Annotated in this window: 14 protein-coding genes; 12 read left to right on the forward strand and 2 right to left on the reverse strand. The window is 72.9% G+C overall.

Translation table 11 applies throughout. From position 1 onward, the window contains the following. The first annotated feature begins 274 nt into the window (after positions 1-274). Together AB0F58_RS01270 and AB0F58_RS01275 are read left to right on the forward strand one after the other, a co-directional pair. Positions 275-2,080 (forward strand): hypothetical protein, encoded by a 1,806-nt coding sequence (locus AB0F58_RS01270; RefSeq protein ID WP_357136212.1) that lies wholly within the window; start codon positions 275-277, stop codon positions 2,078-2,080. Between the two features lie 625 nt (positions 2,081-2,705). Further along, on the forward strand, positions 2,706-4,289 hold the full coding sequence (locus AB0F58_RS01275; protein WP_357136214.1) for a pectate lyase: 1,584 nt from the start codon (positions 2,706-2,708) through the stop codon (positions 4,287-4,289). A gap of 98 nt (positions 4,290-4,387) precedes the next feature. Here the strand turns inward: AB0F58_RS01275 and AB0F58_RS01280 are convergent, their stop codons facing one another. Beyond that, entirely contained in the window at positions 4,388-5,305 is a 918-nt protein-coding gene (locus AB0F58_RS01280) for an aminoglycoside phosphotransferase family protein (RefSeq protein WP_357136217.1), read from the reverse strand. A gap of 109 nt (positions 5,306-5,414) precedes the next feature. On the opposite strand from AB0F58_RS01280, the gene AB0F58_RS01285 reads away from it, so the two are divergent. The 10 genes from AB0F58_RS01285 to AB0F58_RS01330 all read left to right on the forward strand — a co-directional run bounded on the left by AB0F58_RS01285 (position 5,415) and on the right by AB0F58_RS01330 (position 14,554). After that, positions 5,415-6,734: a histidine kinase gene (locus AB0F58_RS01285; RefSeq protein WP_357136220.1), complete on the forward strand. Its 1,320-nt coding sequence runs from the start codon at positions 5,415-5,417 to the stop codon at positions 6,732-6,734. Beyond that, the gene (locus AB0F58_RS01290; RefSeq protein WP_357136223.1) at positions 6,731-7,396 is read left to right on the forward strand and encodes a response regulator transcription factor; all 666 of its coding nucleotides are present in this window, start codon (positions 6,731-6,733) and stop codon (positions 7,394-7,396) included. Before AB0F58_RS01285 ends, AB0F58_RS01290 begins: the two co-directional genes overlap by 4 nt. Before the next feature lie 152 nt (positions 7,397-7,548). Further along, the gene (locus AB0F58_RS01295) at positions 7,549-8,343 is read left to right on the forward strand and encodes an ABC transporter ATP-binding protein (RefSeq protein WP_357136226.1); all 795 of its coding nucleotides are present in this window, start codon (positions 7,549-7,551) and stop codon (positions 8,341-8,343) included. A 1-nt stretch (position 8,344) separates the two neighbouring features. Next, the gene (locus AB0F58_RS01300) at positions 8,345-10,825 is read left to right on the forward strand and encodes an FtsX-like permease family protein (RefSeq protein WP_357136229.1); all 2,481 of its coding nucleotides are present in this window, start codon (positions 8,345-8,347) and stop codon (positions 10,823-10,825) included. Between the two features lie 206 nt (positions 10,826-11,031). After that, entirely contained in the window at positions 11,032-11,718 is a 687-nt protein-coding gene (locus AB0F58_RS01305) for a hypothetical protein (protein WP_357136232.1), read from the forward strand. Between the two features lie 7 nt (positions 11,719-11,725). Next, the gene (locus AB0F58_RS01310) at positions 11,726-12,307 is read left to right on the forward strand and encodes a MauE/DoxX family redox-associated membrane protein (protein WP_357136234.1); all 582 of its coding nucleotides are present in this window, start codon (positions 11,726-11,728) and stop codon (positions 12,305-12,307) included. Then, the gene (locus AB0F58_RS01315; protein WP_357136237.1) at positions 12,304-12,858 is read left to right on the forward strand and encodes a hypothetical protein; all 555 of its coding nucleotides are present in this window, start codon (positions 12,304-12,306) and stop codon (positions 12,856-12,858) included. The genes AB0F58_RS01310 and AB0F58_RS01315 overlap by 4 nt, the downstream gene beginning before the upstream one ends. Continuing rightward, on the forward strand, positions 12,855-13,790 hold the full coding sequence (locus AB0F58_RS01320; protein ID WP_357136239.1) for a peptidoglycan-binding protein: 936 nt from the start codon (positions 12,855-12,857) through the stop codon (positions 13,788-13,790). Before AB0F58_RS01315 ends, AB0F58_RS01320 begins: the two co-directional genes overlap by 4 nt. After that, on the forward strand, positions 13,787-13,969 hold the full coding sequence (locus AB0F58_RS01325; RefSeq protein ID WP_357136242.1) for a hypothetical protein: 183 nt from the start codon (positions 13,787-13,789) through the stop codon (positions 13,967-13,969). Before AB0F58_RS01320 ends, AB0F58_RS01325 begins: the two co-directional genes overlap by 4 nt. A gap of 114 nt (positions 13,970-14,083) precedes the next feature. Next, a complete protein-coding gene (locus AB0F58_RS01330) occupies positions 14,084-14,554 on the forward strand; it encodes a hypothetical protein (protein ID WP_357136245.1) in 471 nt (156 codons plus the stop codon). Between the two features lie 58 nt (positions 14,555-14,612). Here AB0F58_RS01330 and gdhA read toward each other — a convergent pair whose 3' ends face one another. Next, entirely contained in the window at positions 14,613-15,956 is a 1,344-nt protein-coding gene (gene gdhA / locus AB0F58_RS01335; RefSeq protein WP_357136247.1) for an NADP-specific glutamate dehydrogenase, read from the reverse strand. Positions 15,957-16,263 lie beyond the last annotated feature (307 nt).

A 16,263-nucleotide genomic window follows, 5' to 3' on the forward strand; every position in this document is an offset into this window, starting at 1 on the left:
CACCGGAGACGGCTGACAGGAATTACCGACGCCGGTACGCTGTCGGCGCTCCACATAGGATGCACCGGATTCCGTTTGAGTCGTTTCACCGGACATCCACCGACCCCGTGCCGGTGGTTGTCGCGGGAGTTCGCCGTACCCGACATCGGTGACCCGGCACGTCGCCGGATCGCCGGTACGACGAACGGATAACGACGCGGGCGTATCGCGTCGAAAGAGAGGGAAAAGGATGCACCGGATCAGATTGTCTCGCTGGCGTCTGCTATCCGCGGTCGTGGTTCTCGGGGTCCTGCCGGCGCTGGCCGCCACCCCGTCCGCCGCAGCGGGACTGCTGCCGCCCACCCCACCGACCTTCCAGCACGAACTGCTCGCCAAGGCCGCTCCCGACGAGTGCTTCGACGGGATCGGCCAGCCCTATCCGGCGGGTCCCCCGTGCGCGCAGGGACAGGCCAAGGTCAATCAGGCCTACGTCTGGTCGCTCGCCCGCGCGAACAACCGCCTGTGGTTCGGCACCGGGGCGAACGTCAACTGCATCGTCAGCGGTACGACCCTCGCGCTGCCGAATCCCCGGCTCAACGACGACTACGTGTGCGAGTTCGCCGAGAGCCAGGTGGTGAAGCAGAACCCGACCATGCCGACCACCGTCGGCGACCACCGCCATCCCCGGGCCTACGTCTACGACCAGTCCTCCCGGGTGCTGACCGAGAAGACCGACGACATCAGGAACGCCTCCGCCGAGGACACCTCCCGGTTGCGACGGACCCTCGGACTGCGGGCCGGCGCGACGCACCAGGGCGTCGTCCTGTTGGCCGGTCCCGCCCTCGGGCAGTCGGTCAACATGTTCGCGTTCGACACGGCGACCGGGCAGTACCTCGGCTCGGCGAACTTCACCAGGTACGGCAACATCCGCAACTTCGTGGTCGCCGACAACGTCCTCTATGCCGGTGTCGGCGTCGGCGCGAACGGCCGCGAGGGCGGATACGTCCTGCGGTGGGCCGGGGACCGCTCGAATCCGTTCGCCTTCGTCGAGGTCGGCCAGTTGGCGGCCCAGGTGGCCGACCTGGCGGTGCACGAGGGCCGGATCTTCGTCAGCACCTGGTCGGCGGCGAGCGGCGGCGCGCTCGCCGCGCGTTCGACGGCCCGCGCTTCCGGTCTGATCGGAAACGTCACCGGCTCGCTGCTCGGCCTGATCGGCATCAGGCCGGTCGAGGAGGCCGACCCCGGAGTCGCCGGCGTGTGGATGAGCCCGCCGCTGCGGGACGGGGAGCCCGGACTGACGGCCGGCGACAGCGCCCGGTGGAAGCTGGTGTGGAGCGCGTCCTCCTACGAGCCGGATCCGGTCGTCGCCGGCACGTACGGACTCGGTGCCCTGATGTCGTACGACGGGTACCTCTACTGGGGCACGATGCACGTGCCGATGAAGTCGACGAGCAAGGTCGCCGAGGCGTACCCGCCGGCGGACGAGGTCGAGGCCCGAGCGCTGCTGGAGAACTCCCAGCGGGCGGTGAGCATCTTCCGGGGCAAGCGGTTCGGCACCCTCCTCGAGGACGTGGACCTGCTCTACGGCGAGGCGAAGCTGCCGGCGTACGACGCGACCGCGAACAGTGGCGCGGGCGCCTGGACGTACGTCTCCACCGGGCACCGCCCGCTCCACGGACGTATCGGCTTCGGCAACATCTACACCAACTACACCTGGACCATGGAGGTGGCCGGCGGACGGCTGTTCATCGGCACCATGGACTGGAGTTACCTCGCGAAGGACCTGCTGCCCCAGGCCGCGGCGCGGATGGGCTTCCGCAACGCGGCCACCGGGCTCAGCAGCGCACTGGATCCGATCGTGATCGACCCGCAGCTCTACGGCGGCGACCTGTGGATGTACGAGTCGAGCCTGCGGCCCGCCAGGGCGGTGGACACCAGAGGGCTGGGCAACCACCTGAACTACGGCTTCCGCACGATGGTCCCGGACGGTGCCGACCTGTACCTCGGCACGGCCAATCCGATGAACCTGCGCACCGACCCGACCGACGACGTGCCGGAGGGCGGCTGGGAGCTGATCAAGCTGGTTCCCGTCACCGGCTGAGCGAGCACCGCCACCCCGACCGACGGACGCCGTCGGGACGACCTCTCCAGGACGGCGGGGGTACCCCGACCGACGGACGCCGTCGGGGTCGTCTCCCCGGAGCGTGACCGACCAGGGCTGTGATCCGCGTTTCGCGGGTCACAGCCCGCTCCGTTGCGCCCGCTCTCCTCCTCGCCCCCGGACCGGCGTCCGGCGGCGCGCTCGTGGACCGCCCCACGTCGTCGGACGGTGTCCACGCGTTGCCGGGCAGCCGGTCGGCGGCAGGACGACCTGGCCCGACTCTTGCCATATCAACGACCACCTCTTTATTCTTCGGTCAGCGGGAAAGCGCTTTCCAGGTCACCCGGACCGTCCCGTCCGTGTGCCCCGGCGCGACACCCGCACGTATGTGCACCGACCACCACCCGTCCAGAAGGGCACGCACCATGACGAAGACCCATCGCGCCGTCCATCGCGGCTCGCCCGGCGCCAGCTCCTCGTAGACCACCTCGCCCCGGCGGTCGCGCCGCGCGCTCACTCCCGACGCCGCCGCGCGGCACCGGCGACCGCAGCGCGGACCGCAGTGGACCCGCCGGGGCGGCCACGGCACGTACAGCGAATCCGGCATACGACAGAGCGAGGCGAGATGAGACGACCAGTCGCACTGCGACTCCAGGCAGTGCTGGCCACCGCGGCCGTGGGGGCCGCGATCTGTGTGGCGCTTCCGATACCCCAGGCGTCGGCGGCGACCGGCAGCCCCACCGGGTACGCCACCCAGAACGGTGGTACCACCGGCGGTGCGGGCGGGCAGACGGTGCGCGCCACCACCGGCACCGCGATCCACACGGCCCTGTGCACCCGGGCCAGCAGCAGCACCCCGATCATCATCCAGGTCGAGGGGACCATCAACCACGGCAACACCACCAAGGTGTCGGGCGACAGCTGCAACACCGCCGCCGGGGTGATCGAACTCAAGCAGATCAGCAACGTCACGATCATCGGCGTCGGTGGCGGGGCCCTCTTCGACCAGCTGGGCATCCACATCCGCGACTCCAGCAACATCGTCATCCAGAACGTGACCATCCGGAACGTCAAGAAGTCCGGCTCGCCCACGTCCAACGGCGGTGACGCCATCGGCATGGAGAGCACCGTCCGCAACGTCTGGGTCGACCACGTCACCCTGGAGGCCTCGGGCGGCGAGGACGAGGGGTTCGACGGCCTCTTCGACATGAAGGACAACGTCCAGTACGTGACGCTGTCCTACAGCATCCTGCGCAACTCCGGTCGTGGCGGCCTGGTCGGGTCCAGTGAGAGCGACCGCTCGAACGGCTTCATCACGTACCACCACAACCTGTACGAGAACATCGACTCCCGTACGCCCCTGCTGCGGGGCGGCATCGCCCACATCTACAACAACCACTACGTGAACCTGCACGAGTCCGGGATCAACTCCCGGGCCGGCGCCCGCGCCAAGGTGGACAACAACTACTTCAAGGACTCGAAGGACGTCCTGGGCACCTTCTACACCAGCGAAGCCGGCTACTGGCAGGTCAGCGGCAACATCTTCGACAACGTGACCTGGTCCGCCCGGGGCACCGACAACAACCCGGCCGGCCCGAACCCGGTGTCCAACACCACCGTCAGCATCCCGTACTCCTACCGGCTCGACGGGGCCAGCTGCGTGCCGGACGTCGTCCGCCAGACCGCCGGCGCCAACAAGGGCCTGCGGGTGTCCGACGGCAACTGCACGCCGCAGACCCCGACGCCCGGACCGACCAGCCCGACGCCCGGACCGACGAACCCCACCCCCGGACCGACCAGCCCCACCCCCGGACCGACCAGCCCCACGCCGGGGCCGACCAGCGGGACCAACCTCAGCATCGGTGCCGGCGCCGACGGCTCCAGCAAGGCCAGCGGCACCAGCTACGGCAACGTGCGGGACGGCAGCCTGAGCACCTACTGGTCACCGGCCGGCGCGACCGGTTCCATCTCGATCAAGTGGGGTTCCGCCACCCGGGTCGCCCGGGTCGTCATCCGGGAGCCCTCCGGCACCCAGGGCAGCATCGGCTCCTGGCAGCTCGTCAACCACGACACCGGCGCCGTCCTGGCCGCCGGCAGCGGGGCGGGGACCAGCACCTTCTCCCCGACCTCCCTGACCAAGATCACCTTTAACATCACCAGCTCGTCCGGCGCCCCGAAGGTCGCCGAGTTCGAGACCTACGCCGGGTAACGAGGCGATCCCGCTGTCCGTCCGGGGTGCGACCCCCGGGCGGGCAGCGGCAGCCCGCCCCCACCGGCAGGACCGGTATCACGAACCCGACGGTCGGGTCACGGTCGACCGTCGAGGAACATCCGCAGTCGGACCAGGGTCTGCCGGTCGTCACCGGGGACGCGCCCGTTGACCGCGCGGCAGACCCAACCGAGGCGGAGCGCCACCCGGGTCGCGGCCACCAGGTCACCGGCGAAGCGTTCCGCGTACGGCGCGAGGTAGGCGTCCCGGAACGGCGCGACGTCGACCGAGTCCTGGACGTCCGCCAGGCCCCACGCCACCCCGCCCTCGAGGGTGACGGAGAGGCTGAAGAAGGGGTGCGACACACAGGCGTCGCCCCAGTCCATGACCAGGTGACGCCCCTCCCGCACGAAGACCTGCGCGTCGTGCAGATCGTCGTGCTGGAGCAGTTCCGGCAGGCCGTACCCGGCGAGTTCGCCGCACAGGTCGGCCACCATCGGCACCGCGTCGCGGAAGCGGCGGTCCGCGCCGATCTCGTCGACCAGCCTCGCGTACGCCTCGGGGAGGGTGGCCAGGCGCAGGTCGGGCACCCCGAGCGCGAGCAGGTCGTCGACCTCGTCGGCGAGGTCGAGCTGGACTCCGGCGTAGAGCGGCAGGACGACGTGCCAGCGGTCCAGGCTCTGCTCGCGCTGCGTCACCACCCGCAGGGTCTCCCCCGCGTCCGGCATCAGCATCCACCCGGTCACCGTGTCGGCCGCCAGCAGCGCGGGCACCACGTCGGGACGACGGGCGGCGATCCGCTGCACGAGGGCGGCCTCGTGCCGCAGCGACTCGCTGTTCGCCTTGAACCAGACGTCCCCCTGGTCCGTCGGCACGCGCAGCACCGTCGACCAGGGGTAGACGTGCGGCTGCACGGGAGGACCACTGCGCGTCACACCCCGCAGGCCGAGCTGGTGGTCGATCCAGTCCCGCACCTCGGCCAGCCACTCCGGGTCGCGCCATCGCCTGTCGTTCACGGGCCGATGCTAGTGAGCCACCGACGCCGGACGACATCCCATTTCCCCTCCCCGGTCACCGCCCGCCCGCCGTCGACCGGACCGGCGGCCGGGGCAACTCGTACGCTGGATGACGATGACACGGAGGATCCTGGGCCGGCCGGTGCGCGGCGTCGTCTTCGACGTGGCCGTCGCGGGCGTGGTGGCGCTCTTCGCGGTCGCCGCCGCGCCCACGCAACCCGGCGGTTGGGGGGCCACCGCCGTCGGCCTGGCGATGGCGGTGGCCCTGGTGTGGCGTCGGATCCGGCCCACGGCGGTCACCGCCGTGGTGGCGGTCCTGGCGTTCGGCCAGGTCGCCTTCGGCTGGGGGCCGATGCCGTACGACCTGGCCGTGCTGGTCGCCCTGTACAGCGTGGTCAAGTACGCCGACCGGCTGCGCGACGGGATCCTCGCCGGCATCGTCGCGGCGGTCGGGGTGGTCCTCGCCGCCGTGCAGACCCCGTCGCAGGTCGCCTGGTACTTCTCGGCGATCTACTACGGGCTGGTCACCGGGGCGGTCTGGCTGGTGGCGCTCAACGTACGCACCCGACGGCTGTACGTGCTGAGCCTGGAGGAACGGGCGGCCACGCTGGAACGGGAACGGGAGGCCGAGGCGCGGGCGGCGGTGGCCGAGGAACGTACCCGGATCGCCCGTGAGCTGCACGACGTGGTGGCGCACAGCATGGCCGTCATGATCGTCCAGGCGGACGGAGCCCGGTACATGATCGACCAGAGTCCGGAGACCGCCCGCACCGCGGTCCGGATCGTGGCGGACACCGGCCGGCAGGCGCTGGAGGACATGCGCCGCCTGGTGGGCGTCCTGCGCGAGCCGAACCCGGCCGGGCCGGGACCGGGGGCAGTGCCGGGACCGGGGACGGTGGCCGGCGGCGCGGGTGACGCCGGAGCCGGTGGGCGGGCCGACGGTGGGGAGCGGACGGGCACGGGCGGCGGACCGGGCGCCGAAGGGCTGGTCGACGAGCCGGCGCACCGCCGACCGTCGGTGGCCGAGTTGCCGGCCCTGCTGGACCGGTTCCGCGCCGCCGGGCTGCGGGTGCGGTGCACCGTCACCGGTCCGGCCGGGACGCTGCCGCAGGCGCTGGAGCTGACCGTGTACCGGCTGGTGCAGGAGGCGCTGACCAACGCGCTCAAACACGCCGGGGTCGGCGCCACCGTGGAGGTCACCCTGGAACACACGGCGGACGCCGTCGTGCTCGACGTGGTCGACGACGGGCGGGGACGTCCGGCGGTCACCCCGGCGCCGTCCGGTGGGCACGGCCTGGTCGGCATGCGCGAACGGGTGTCGGTGTACGACGGCAGCCTCACCGCCGGACCCCGACTGGCCGGGGGGTGGCAGGTGCGGGCGCGGCTGCCGCTACCGTCGACCCCCGCGACGGAGGTGATCCCCGTATGACGATCCGGGTGGTGATCGTGGACGACCAGGCGCTGGTCCGCGCCGGGTTCCGGATGGTGCTGGGCTCCCAGCCCGACCTGGAGGTGGTCGGCGAGGCGATCGACGGGGCGGACGCGCTGCGGCTGCTGTCCCGGGTCGAGGCGGACGTGGTGGTGATGGACATCCGGATGCCGACCATGGACGGGGTGGAGGCCACCCGGCGGCTCTGCGCCGACCGCCCGGCCGGGCCGCCCCGGGTGCTGGTGTTGACCACCTTCGACACCGAGGCCGACGCGTTCGCCGCGCTGCGCGCCGGAGCCAGCGGCTTTCTGCTCAAGAACGTCCCGCCGGAGGAACTGCTCGCCGCGATCCGGGTGGTGGCCCAGGGCGACTCGGTGGTCGCTCCGTCGATCACGCGGCGGCTGCTCGACCGCTTCGCCGGGCAGCTCGGTGCCGGCCCGGCCGAGGATCCCCGGCTGACCCAGCTCACCGACCGGGAACGGGAGATCCTGCTGCTGGTGGCCGAGGGTCTGTCCAACGCGGAGATCGCCGCCCGGGTGCACGTGGCCGAGGCGACGGTGAAGACGCACGTCGGCCGGATCCTGGCCAAGCTCCAGCTCCGTGACCGGGTGCAGGCGGTGGTGCTGGCGTACGAGAGCGGTCTGGTCACCCCCGGCGGCTGACCCCGGCGTACGACCTGGGTCGTACGGACCGGCCGGGCCCGGACGACCCGCGGCGTACCGGGGTCGAGCGGACGGGTTGATCTCGGTGGACGGCCGCCGGCCATAGCGTCGGAGACGTCCGAGAGACCTTCCGTCCGTACGGGGAGCACCACGTGTCCGTCGCACCACCCGTCCACCCCGCCAACGGGGTCGCCGTCACCGCCCGGGGCCTGGCCAAGCGTTACGGCAGCGGCCAGGCCGCCGTCGTCGCCCTCGACGGCGTCGACGTCGACGTCGCCGCCGGCCGGTTCACCGCGATCATGGGTCCGTCCGGCTCCGGCAAGTCGACGCTGATGCACTGCCTGGCCGGCCTGGACCGGCCCACCGCCGGGTCGGTCCGCATCGGCGACGCCGACCTGGCCCACCTGGACGACCGCCGGCTCACCCTGCTGCGCCGCGACCGGGTCGGCTTCGTGTTCCAGAAGTTCAACCTGCTGCCGGCGCTCACCGCCGAGGAGAACATCGTCCTGCCGCTGGCCATCGCCGGGCGTCGCCCCGACCCGACCTGGCTGCGGCAGGTGGTCACGGCGGTCGGGCTAACCGAGCGGCTGCGGCACCGCCCGGCCGAACTCTCCGGCGGCCAGCAGCAGCGGGTCGCCGTGGCCCGCGCCCTGGTCACCAAACCGTGGGTGATCTTCGCCGACGAGCCCACCGGCAACCTGGACTCCCGGGCCGGAGCGGAGGTACTGCGGCTGTTGCGCGAGGCGGTGGACACCCTCGGGCAGACGGTGGTGATGGTGACCCACGACCCGGTCGCGGCCGCCCACGCCGACCGGGTGGTCTTCCTCGCCGACGGCCGGCTGGTGCGGGAGCTGACCGCGCCGACCGCCGAACGGATCCTCGACGCCCTGGCCCACCTCGACCCGGCCACCGCCCCGGCCGGCGCCGGCGACGTGCGGGGGTGGTGACGTGTTCCGCCTGACCCTGCGCTCGCTGCGCGCCGAGGCGCTGCGGATGGTGCTCTCCGCCCTGGCCGTGGTGCTGGGCGTGGCCTTCATCGCCGGGACGTTGATCTTCATCGACGGCATGCGCGCCGGCACGTACGAGCGGGCCGGCACCTTCGACCGGCACACCGACGTCGGCGTCTACGCCGAGCGGGACCCGATACCGGCCGCCCTCATCGAGAAGGTGCGCGCCGTCGACGGCGTGCGCGCCGCCGAGGGGGAGCTGACCGGCACCGCCGGGGTGGTGGGCTCCGACGGCCGGCCGGTGCTGGGCTTCGGTTTCCTGGCCGCCGTCCCCACCGACCCAGCCCTCCAGTCGTACGACGTGGTGGCCGGTCGGCTCCCGGCGCGCCCCGGCGAGGTGGTGCTCGACGAGGGCACCGTGGCCGAGGAAGGGTTCGTCCTCGGCGCGCCGGTACGCGTCGGCGGTGCCAGTGGAGCGGCCCGCGCCTTCACGCTGGTCGGCACGGTCGACGTGGCCGACACGGCGCGGGACATCGGCGGACCGTTCATCGGCCTGGTCGGCGCCGACGCGCTCGCCGTCACCGACGGTGGGGGGTACGGCCGGATCATGGTGGCGGCCGAGTCGGGCGTCACCGACACCGACCTGGTCGACCGGATCGCCGAGGTGGCCGGTGCCGGCACCACGGTGCGCACCCGTGCGCAGATCCTCGAGGCGGCCGTCGCCGACGCCGTCCGCGACCTGCGTCAGTTCAACCTGGTGCTGCTGACCTTCGCCGGGGTGGCGGTGGTGGTGGCCGCGTTCGTCATCGCCAACACCTTCACCATCGTGCTCGCCCAGCGCGCCCGCCGGACCGCGCTGCTGCGGCTGGTCGGCGCCACCCGGGGGCAGGTGTTCCGGGCGACCCTGCTGGAGTCGGCACTGGTCGGGCTGGCCGCCTCGACGCTCGGGGTGCTGGTCGGCGCCGGTCTGGCGGCGGGGATGACCGCGCTGATGGCGTCGCTGGACACCCCGTTGTCCGGCGCCCTCACCGTGACCCCGGCGACGGTGCTGGGCTGCCTGCTCGCCGGGACCGTGCTCACCGTCGGCGCGGCCTGCGTACCGGCCTGGCAGGGCACCCGGGTCGCTCCGGTGGCCGCGCTGACCGACGCCGCCGTGCACGTCACCCGCCCCGCCGGTCGGGTACGCCTGACCGCCGGCGCGATGGTCCTCGCCGCCGGGGTGGCCGCGCTGGCCGGGGCCGCCTCGGCCGGCCAGGTGCTGCTGGTGGCCGTCGGCGGGGTGCTGAGCTTCCTGGGCATCGTCCTGTTCGGCCCGGTGCTGGTGCCGGCGCTGGTCCGGGTGATCGGTGCCCCCGCCCGTCGGGTCTTCGGCACCACCACCGCCCTGGCGGTGGCCAACGCGGTCCGCAACCCCCGGCGGGTCGCCGCCACGGCGACCGCCCTGGTCATCGGGATCGGCCTGGTGACCTCGTTCGTGGTCGGCGCGCAGAGCACCAAGACGGCCATCGAGCGCAGCGTGGACGCCCAGGTGGGGGTGGACTTCCTGGTCACCGGGATCGGTGGGGAGCTGCCCGCCGGGGTGGTCGACGAGCTGGCCGGCCGCCCCGAGCTGGGGGTGGTGCACGAGCAGCGCAGCGAGGTGGCCGACGGCGTCGAGTTCCGGGCCGCCCATCCGGCGCTGGTCGGCCGGGCCCTGACCGGGGTGGACTCCGGGCGGGTCGACCGGCTGGGGCCGGGCCGGGTGCTGGTGCACCGCGAGCTGGCCCGGGAGCGGGGCTGGTCGGCCGGCGACCGGGTCACCCTGGGTGGCCGGTCGTTCGAGGTGGCCGCCGTGGTCACCGCCGACCCGCCCGCCGCGGCCGACACGTCGGTGCCGGCCGGGCACGTGGTCGAGGTGAGCGCCGCCGATCTCACCCGCCTCTTCCCCGCCGCCCGGGGCTACCTGGCCGAGGTCGACCCGGCCGAGGGGGTCGCCGCGTCCACCGCGCGGGCCGCGGTCGAGTCGGTGCTGGCCCGGTACCCGACGGTGAACGTGATGGACCAGGCGGCGTACAAGCGGATGCTCACCGGCACGGTGGACATGCTGCTCGCCTTCGTGGTGGCCCTGCTCGGCCTGGCGGTGGTGATCGCCCTGGTCGGGGTGGCCAACACGCTCAGTCTGTCGGTGGTGGAGCGGACCCGGGAGAACGCGGTGCTGCGGGCCGTCGGGCTGACCCGGGGCCGGATGCGCGCCATGCTCGCCGCCGAGGCGGTGCTCACCGCTCTGGTCGGCGCGGTGCTCGGGGTGGCCCTGGGCGTCGGGGTCAGCGCGGGGGCGATGGCCGTCCTCGCCGAGCTGGCCGGTGACTTCACCCTGGTGCTGCCGTGGGGGCAGCTCGGCGGCATCCTCGCCGCCGCCGTACTGGCCGCCCTGGCCGCGTCCGTGCTGCCGGCCCGGCGGGCGCTGTCCCGGCCGGTGGTGGAGGCGCTGGGCGCGGAGTGAGTGCGCGGGTGGTCGGGGCGTCCGGTCCCGACCACCCGGCCGAGGGGGCGACCGGACGCGGGAAGGCGTTGCCCTCCGGCGGGTCCGACCCGGACCCACCCCTCGAAGGATCGATCTTGTGCAACATCGATACATCTGCATATCATGCCGCTGCAACGTCACCAACCTGGGCGGAGGTCGGTCGGATGGCAACCGCAGGGGTGCCGGTGGCACATCGGGCAGTCGACGGTACCCGTTTCCTGCTCGACGGTTCCCTCGATCTCCGCGCGCCGTCCACGTCGGTGGCCGACGTGACGATCGGTGGGCGACTCCACGAGTTCACCACCGGCGTGGCCGGGCTCGCGGACGACGTCGTCCGGGCGCTCGGCGTCGACCGGTTCGACGAGGAACTCAGCTACCAGGGCGGCACGCTGCTGACCGCCCGGACCCGACCGCACGACCCACAGATCCGGCTGACCGAGGACCGGCTCGTGGCGGTCTGGCGGGGAAAGCGGCACTCCTTCTTCACCGAGTTGTACGGCGCGACCACCACCAACCTGCTCGGGGTGCTGCGGACCCTGCGCGTCGAGGAACACGACGACGGCCTGACCCTGCTCCCGGTGCCCAAGGGTGGCGCGGAGTTCGCGGCGCCGGCCACGGTACTCAAACAGGTTCCCGGTCTCGGCCTGCTGGAGATGACCTCGCTGACCAGGGAGCGGGCGGAACGGTTGCCCTCCTGGCGCGGCCTGCGGACCAAGGCCGGCGAGCTGTACCGGGACGCCCTCTCCGACGGGAAACCGTACTTCGTGCTGGCCACGACGGACACCTGGATGAGCGTGGTGCCGCTCGACGACACCGACCTGGAGCAGGTGCCCACCCTGGTGGACCGGCTCCGGGTCCAGCGGGTCCGGTAGGCAGCCGATGACCGCACTGCTGGCCAGCGTGGCGGCGTACACCGTGGTGTTCAGCCTGGTGGCCGCCACCGCCGAGCACCTGTCCCGGCCCGGCCTGCTCGCTCGGGCGCTGGCCGCGCACCGGGTGGTCGCCGCGCCGACCGCCGTCGCCGCCCTGGCCGTCGGCGCCGAGGCGGTGCTCGCCGGCACCGGGATCGTGGCCCTGCGCGCGGAGAGCCAGGGCCTGCGGGTGGCCGTCCTGCTCGGCAGCGCCGGGCTCCTCGCCCTGTACGCCGGCTACGGCCTGTACCTGCGGTCGACCGGGCGCGGCGGCCCCTGCGGGTGCTCCCGGCTGGAGATGCCGATGACCGGTTGGGTGGTCGCCCGGGCCGCGGTCCTGGCCGGCCTGGCACTGGTCGGCCTGGCCTGGTCCGGCTCGATCGCCGGGTGGGCACGGGCTGACGCCACCCTCGTCGTCGTGCTGCTGGCCGCCGCCACCTTCGCCACCCTGCTGTGGCACCTCCCGTCCGCGATGTACCAACCGGCCGGGGCCGCCGACCGGACGGTCCGGCGGTCCAGGGGCACGACCGTAGGAGGCCGACCCGGATGAGTTTCCAGACCAGCGCGCTGATCCTGAGCTGGATCGCGATCCTCCTGCTGGCTCTCGTGGTGTCGGGCCTGGTACGCCAGGTGCACGCGCTGTCGAGTGGGATGGTCCAGCGTCGTCCCGAGTCGGTCGGCCTGTCGGCGGGTACGCCGGCCCCCGGGTTCACCCGGTTGGCGCCGACGGCACCGGCGGTCCCGCTGGTGTTGCTCTTCCTGGATCCCGACTGCGGAACCTGCGGGGAGGTGCTGTCCGAGGCGGCCGACCAGGCCGGCCGGGACGGCTTGGAGTTCCGGGTCCTCTACCGCGACGACGCTCCGGCGCGGGCCGCCGGGCTGCCGGTCACCGTGCTCGACGGCGAAGCGGAGCTGTTCGACCGTTACGACGCCCTCGCCACCCCGTTCGCCACCGTCGTCGACCCGGCCGGACGGGTGCTCCGGGCCGAACCACTCGGCTCCCGGGCCGCGCTGCGGCGCCTGCTCGACGCGGTCGACGGCGCACCGTCCGCCGGCACCGGGACCACCGTCACCATCGACCGCCATGGAGGCCGGGCATGATCACTCTCGACGCCGTGCCCGCCCTGCGCGGAACCGACCCCGGAACCGGCACCGCCGAACGCCGACCGGCGGTCGCCACCAGCGGGCGGACCCGGTCCGCGTGGAAACTGTCCCGCCGTACCCTGCTGCGGGCGGGCACGGCGGTCGGGATGGCCGCGCTGAGTGTCTTCCCCGCTGCCCGGCGGGCCTACGCCGACGGCTACTCGATCTACACCGGGTGTCCCAGCTACGCCACCGACCACAACTGTTCGCCCGGCTGCGGCCCGAGTGCGATCTTCGCCGACTCCTGCAACACCAGCGGCACCTACACCGGCTTCCACAAGAACGACGGCGTGACCTGGATCCTGCGGCCGAACGAGTGCTACGCCGGGACGTACGACGGCTGGCTCTGGCGCTTCCAGGGGGCGTGCGGAGCCTGCGCCTGCTCGGTCGAACGCCGGTGCCACGACGGATACCGCAAGACCAGTTCGGGCTGGGTCCGCTCGATCTGCCGGTGGAACACCCAGTGCGGCTGCCAGGGCACGGTCGCCTGGCCGACGGTGCGACGCGGCGCCACCGGGGCCGACGTCTACACCGTGCAACACCTGCTGACCTTCCGCGGCCTCGCGACCACCGTCGACGGGATCTTCGGCGCCGACACCGAGACGAAGGTGCGCAGCCGCCAGACGGCGGCCGGGGTCCCGGTCACCGGTGTGGTCGACGCCGCCACCTGGCCGGTGCTGGTGGTCACCGTCCGCTCCGGGGACAACAACCACGCCGTCCGTGGCCTGCAACGCCAGCTCAACGCGCACGGCCACGGAATCAGCGTGGACGGGGCGTTCGGCCCGGCGACCGACGCCGCGGTCCGCGACTTCCAACGGCAGAACGGGCTCACCACCGACGGCATCGTCGGGGTGAACACCTGGCGGACCCTCACCGGCGCCCCGGTATGACCGCTGCGCGACCGAGGCCGGCACGGCTCGGCCGGGGCGTACGCGGGTGGGTCACCGATCCGCTCACGCCCGCCCTGCTGCTGGCCGTCGGTGCCCTCGGCGCGGCCGGGTCAGGCCATGTGCTCACCTGGGCGGTGATCGGTGCGCTCACCGGCTACACGCTCTCCGGCTCGGTTTGAACGCACAACAGCGCGTACGCGCTGGCCTCGCCCGGGTGGCGGGATCGAGATCGGCAGGGCGTCCTGCTCGCCCTGTTCAGCACGGGACTGGTCGCCGGCGGCCTGCTCAGCGCGATGGTGTTGGGGCTGCTGTCCGGGCTCTCCGCTCCCCTGCCCCCGTCGGTGCGGTACGCCGGCATCGTGGTGGTGGCGGTGCTGGGGCTGCTCCGCCAACTCGGCCTGGTGTCGATCCGGCTGCCGCAGAACGCCCGCCAGGTGCCGCAGGACGTCATGCAACGCAACCCGCGACGCGGGGCGCTCCAGTTCGGCTTCGAGATGGGCACCGGGGTCCGCACGTACGTCTCGTCGAGCGCGCCGTACGTGCTGGCCGCCGCGCTCCTGCTCGCCGGTCAGCGGCTGGACGTCGTGCTGCTCACCGGGGCCGGGTTCGGCGTCGGGCGGGCGCTCACCCCGCTTACCCGCCGGGCCGCCGGCAGTGGCGACCGGTGGGACACCGATCTGCGGGTACGACTGCGGACGATCACCGTCGGCGGGTCCGTCGTGCTGGTGGCCGCCTTCGCCCTGCTGACCGTCCGGCAGTGGTAGCGCCCACGGGACCGGAGCACGGCACCCGGGACGCGCCGCGCCCGGCGGGACCGTGAGATCAGATCAGTCCCTGGGCGAGCATCGCCTCGGCGACCCGCCGGAAGCCGTCGATGTTCGCTCCGGCCGCGTAGTTGCCGGGCATGCCGTACTCCTCGGCGGTCGCGTGGCAGCGGGCGTGGATGTCGCGCATGATCTCCCGTAGCCGCTGCTCGGAGTAGGTGAACGTCCACGAGTCGCGGCTGGCGTTCTGCTGCATCTCCAGCGCGCTGGCGGCGACCCCACCGGCGTTGGCGGCCTTGCCCGGCGCGAACCGGACACCGGCCGCGCCGAAGCAGCGGATCGCCGGTGGGCTGGTCGGCATGTTCGCGCCCTCGGCGACGATCATGCAGCCGCCCTTGACGAGCGCGGCGGCGTCGTCCGCGGTGATCTCGTTCTGCGTCGCGCACGGCACGGCGACCTGGCACGGCACCTCCCACACCGAACGGCCCGCGACGAAGGAGGCGTGCGGCCGGTCCACGACGTACGCGTCGATGCGGGCCCGCCGGACCTCCTTGAGGTCCTTGAGCAGCTCGACGTCGATGCCCTTGTCGTCGCGGACGTAGCCGGAGGAGTCCGAACAGGCGACCACGGTGCCGCCGAGCTGGTGCACCTTCTCGATGGCGTAGATCGCCACGTTGCCCGATCCGGAGACGACCACCCGCTTGCCGTCCAGACCGTCGCCGGCGGCGCGCAGCATCTCCTCGGCGAAGAACACCGTGCCGTAGCCGGTCGCCTCCCGGCGTACCTGGGCACCGCCGTAGCTCAGTCCTTTTCCGGTCAGGACGCCCGACTCGTAGCGGTTCGTGATCCGCTTGTACTGGCCGAAGAGGTAACCGATCTCCCGGCCGCCGACGCCGACGTCGCCGGCCGGCACGTCGGTGTACTCGCCGATGTGCCGGTACAGCTCGGTCATGAACGACTGGCAGAACCGCATCACCTCGCGGTCCGAGCGGCCCTTCGGGTCGAAGTCCGATCCGCCCTTGCCACCGCCGATCGGCATGCCGGTCAGGGCGTTCTTGAACACCTGCTCGAAGCCGAGGAACTTCACGATGCCCAGGTACACCGACGGGTGGAACCGCAGGCCGCCCTTGTAGGGGCCGAGCGCGCTGTTGAACTCCACCCGGAAGCCGCGGTTGATGTGCACCACGCCGTGGTCGTCCTGCCACGGCACCCGGAAGATGATCTGCCGCTCCGGCTCGCAGATCCGCTCGATGATCTTGGCGTCGGCGTACTCGGGATGCCGGGCCAGGGCGGGCACCACACTGTCGAGCACCTCCCGCACGGCCTGGTGGAACTCCGCCTCACCGGGATTGCGGCGCACCACGTCGTCGAAGATGGTCTCCAGCCTGTCCCGTGCCGCCACGAAACTCCTCCCGGGTACGCGAGCGGGCCGTCGTTCACCGACGGTGACCGCCCGTAGTGTCGCCCACGCCGTTGTGGACCGGTACGCCATGGGGCGGCCGACCGCGGGACACGACCGCCCACGAGGCCGGACGAGACTCCGACCGACAGCCGGGTCCGGGTGTGCCCGCACGCGGTGCCCCGGTCGGAGCCTACGACATCGGTCGACCGCGACCGGGGCTCCTGTGCAGTGGTCCACCTGCCGCGACGACCCGGGGCCGGCCCGCGCGGACCACGGGGACGGCCGCCCCCGCCACCGGGCGGGACGG

It is taken from the genome of Micromonospora sp. NPDC023956, from assembly GCF_040639195.1.
Classification (GTDB): Bacteria; Actinomycetota; Actinomycetes; order Mycobacteriales; family Micromonosporaceae; genus Micromonospora.

Excerpts from the sequence above, each read along its gene's own strand:
- AB0F58_RS01275 (WP_357136214.1), top strand. The coding sequence starts at position 2,706 with ATGAGACGACCAGTCGCACTGCGACTCCAGGCAGTGCTGGCCACCGCG.
- AB0F58_RS01285 (WP_357136220.1), top strand. The coding sequence starts at position 5,415 with ATGACGATGACACGGAGGATCCTGGGCCGGCCGGTGCGCGGCGTCGTC.
- AB0F58_RS01290 (WP_357136223.1), top strand. The coding sequence starts at position 6,731 with ATGACGATCCGGGTGGTGATCGTGGACGACCAGGCGCTGGTCCGCGCC.
- AB0F58_RS01310 (WP_357136234.1), top strand. The coding sequence starts at position 11,726 with ATGACCGCACTGCTGGCCAGCGTGGCGGCGTACACCGTGGTGTTCAGC.
- AB0F58_RS01315 (WP_357136237.1), top strand. The coding sequence starts at position 12,304 with ATGAGTTTCCAGACCAGCGCGCTGATCCTGAGCTGGATCGCGATCCTC.
- AB0F58_RS01320 (WP_357136239.1), top strand. The coding sequence starts at position 12,855 with ATGATCACTCTCGACGCCGTGCCCGCCCTGCGCGGAACCGACCCCGGA.
- AB0F58_RS01325 (WP_357136242.1), top strand. The coding sequence starts at position 13,787 with ATGACCGCTGCGCGACCGAGGCCGGCACGGCTCGGCCGGGGCGTACGC.
- AB0F58_RS01330 (WP_357136245.1), top strand. The coding sequence starts at position 14,084 with ATGGTGTTGGGGCTGCTGTCCGGGCTCTCCGCTCCCCTGCCCCCGTCG.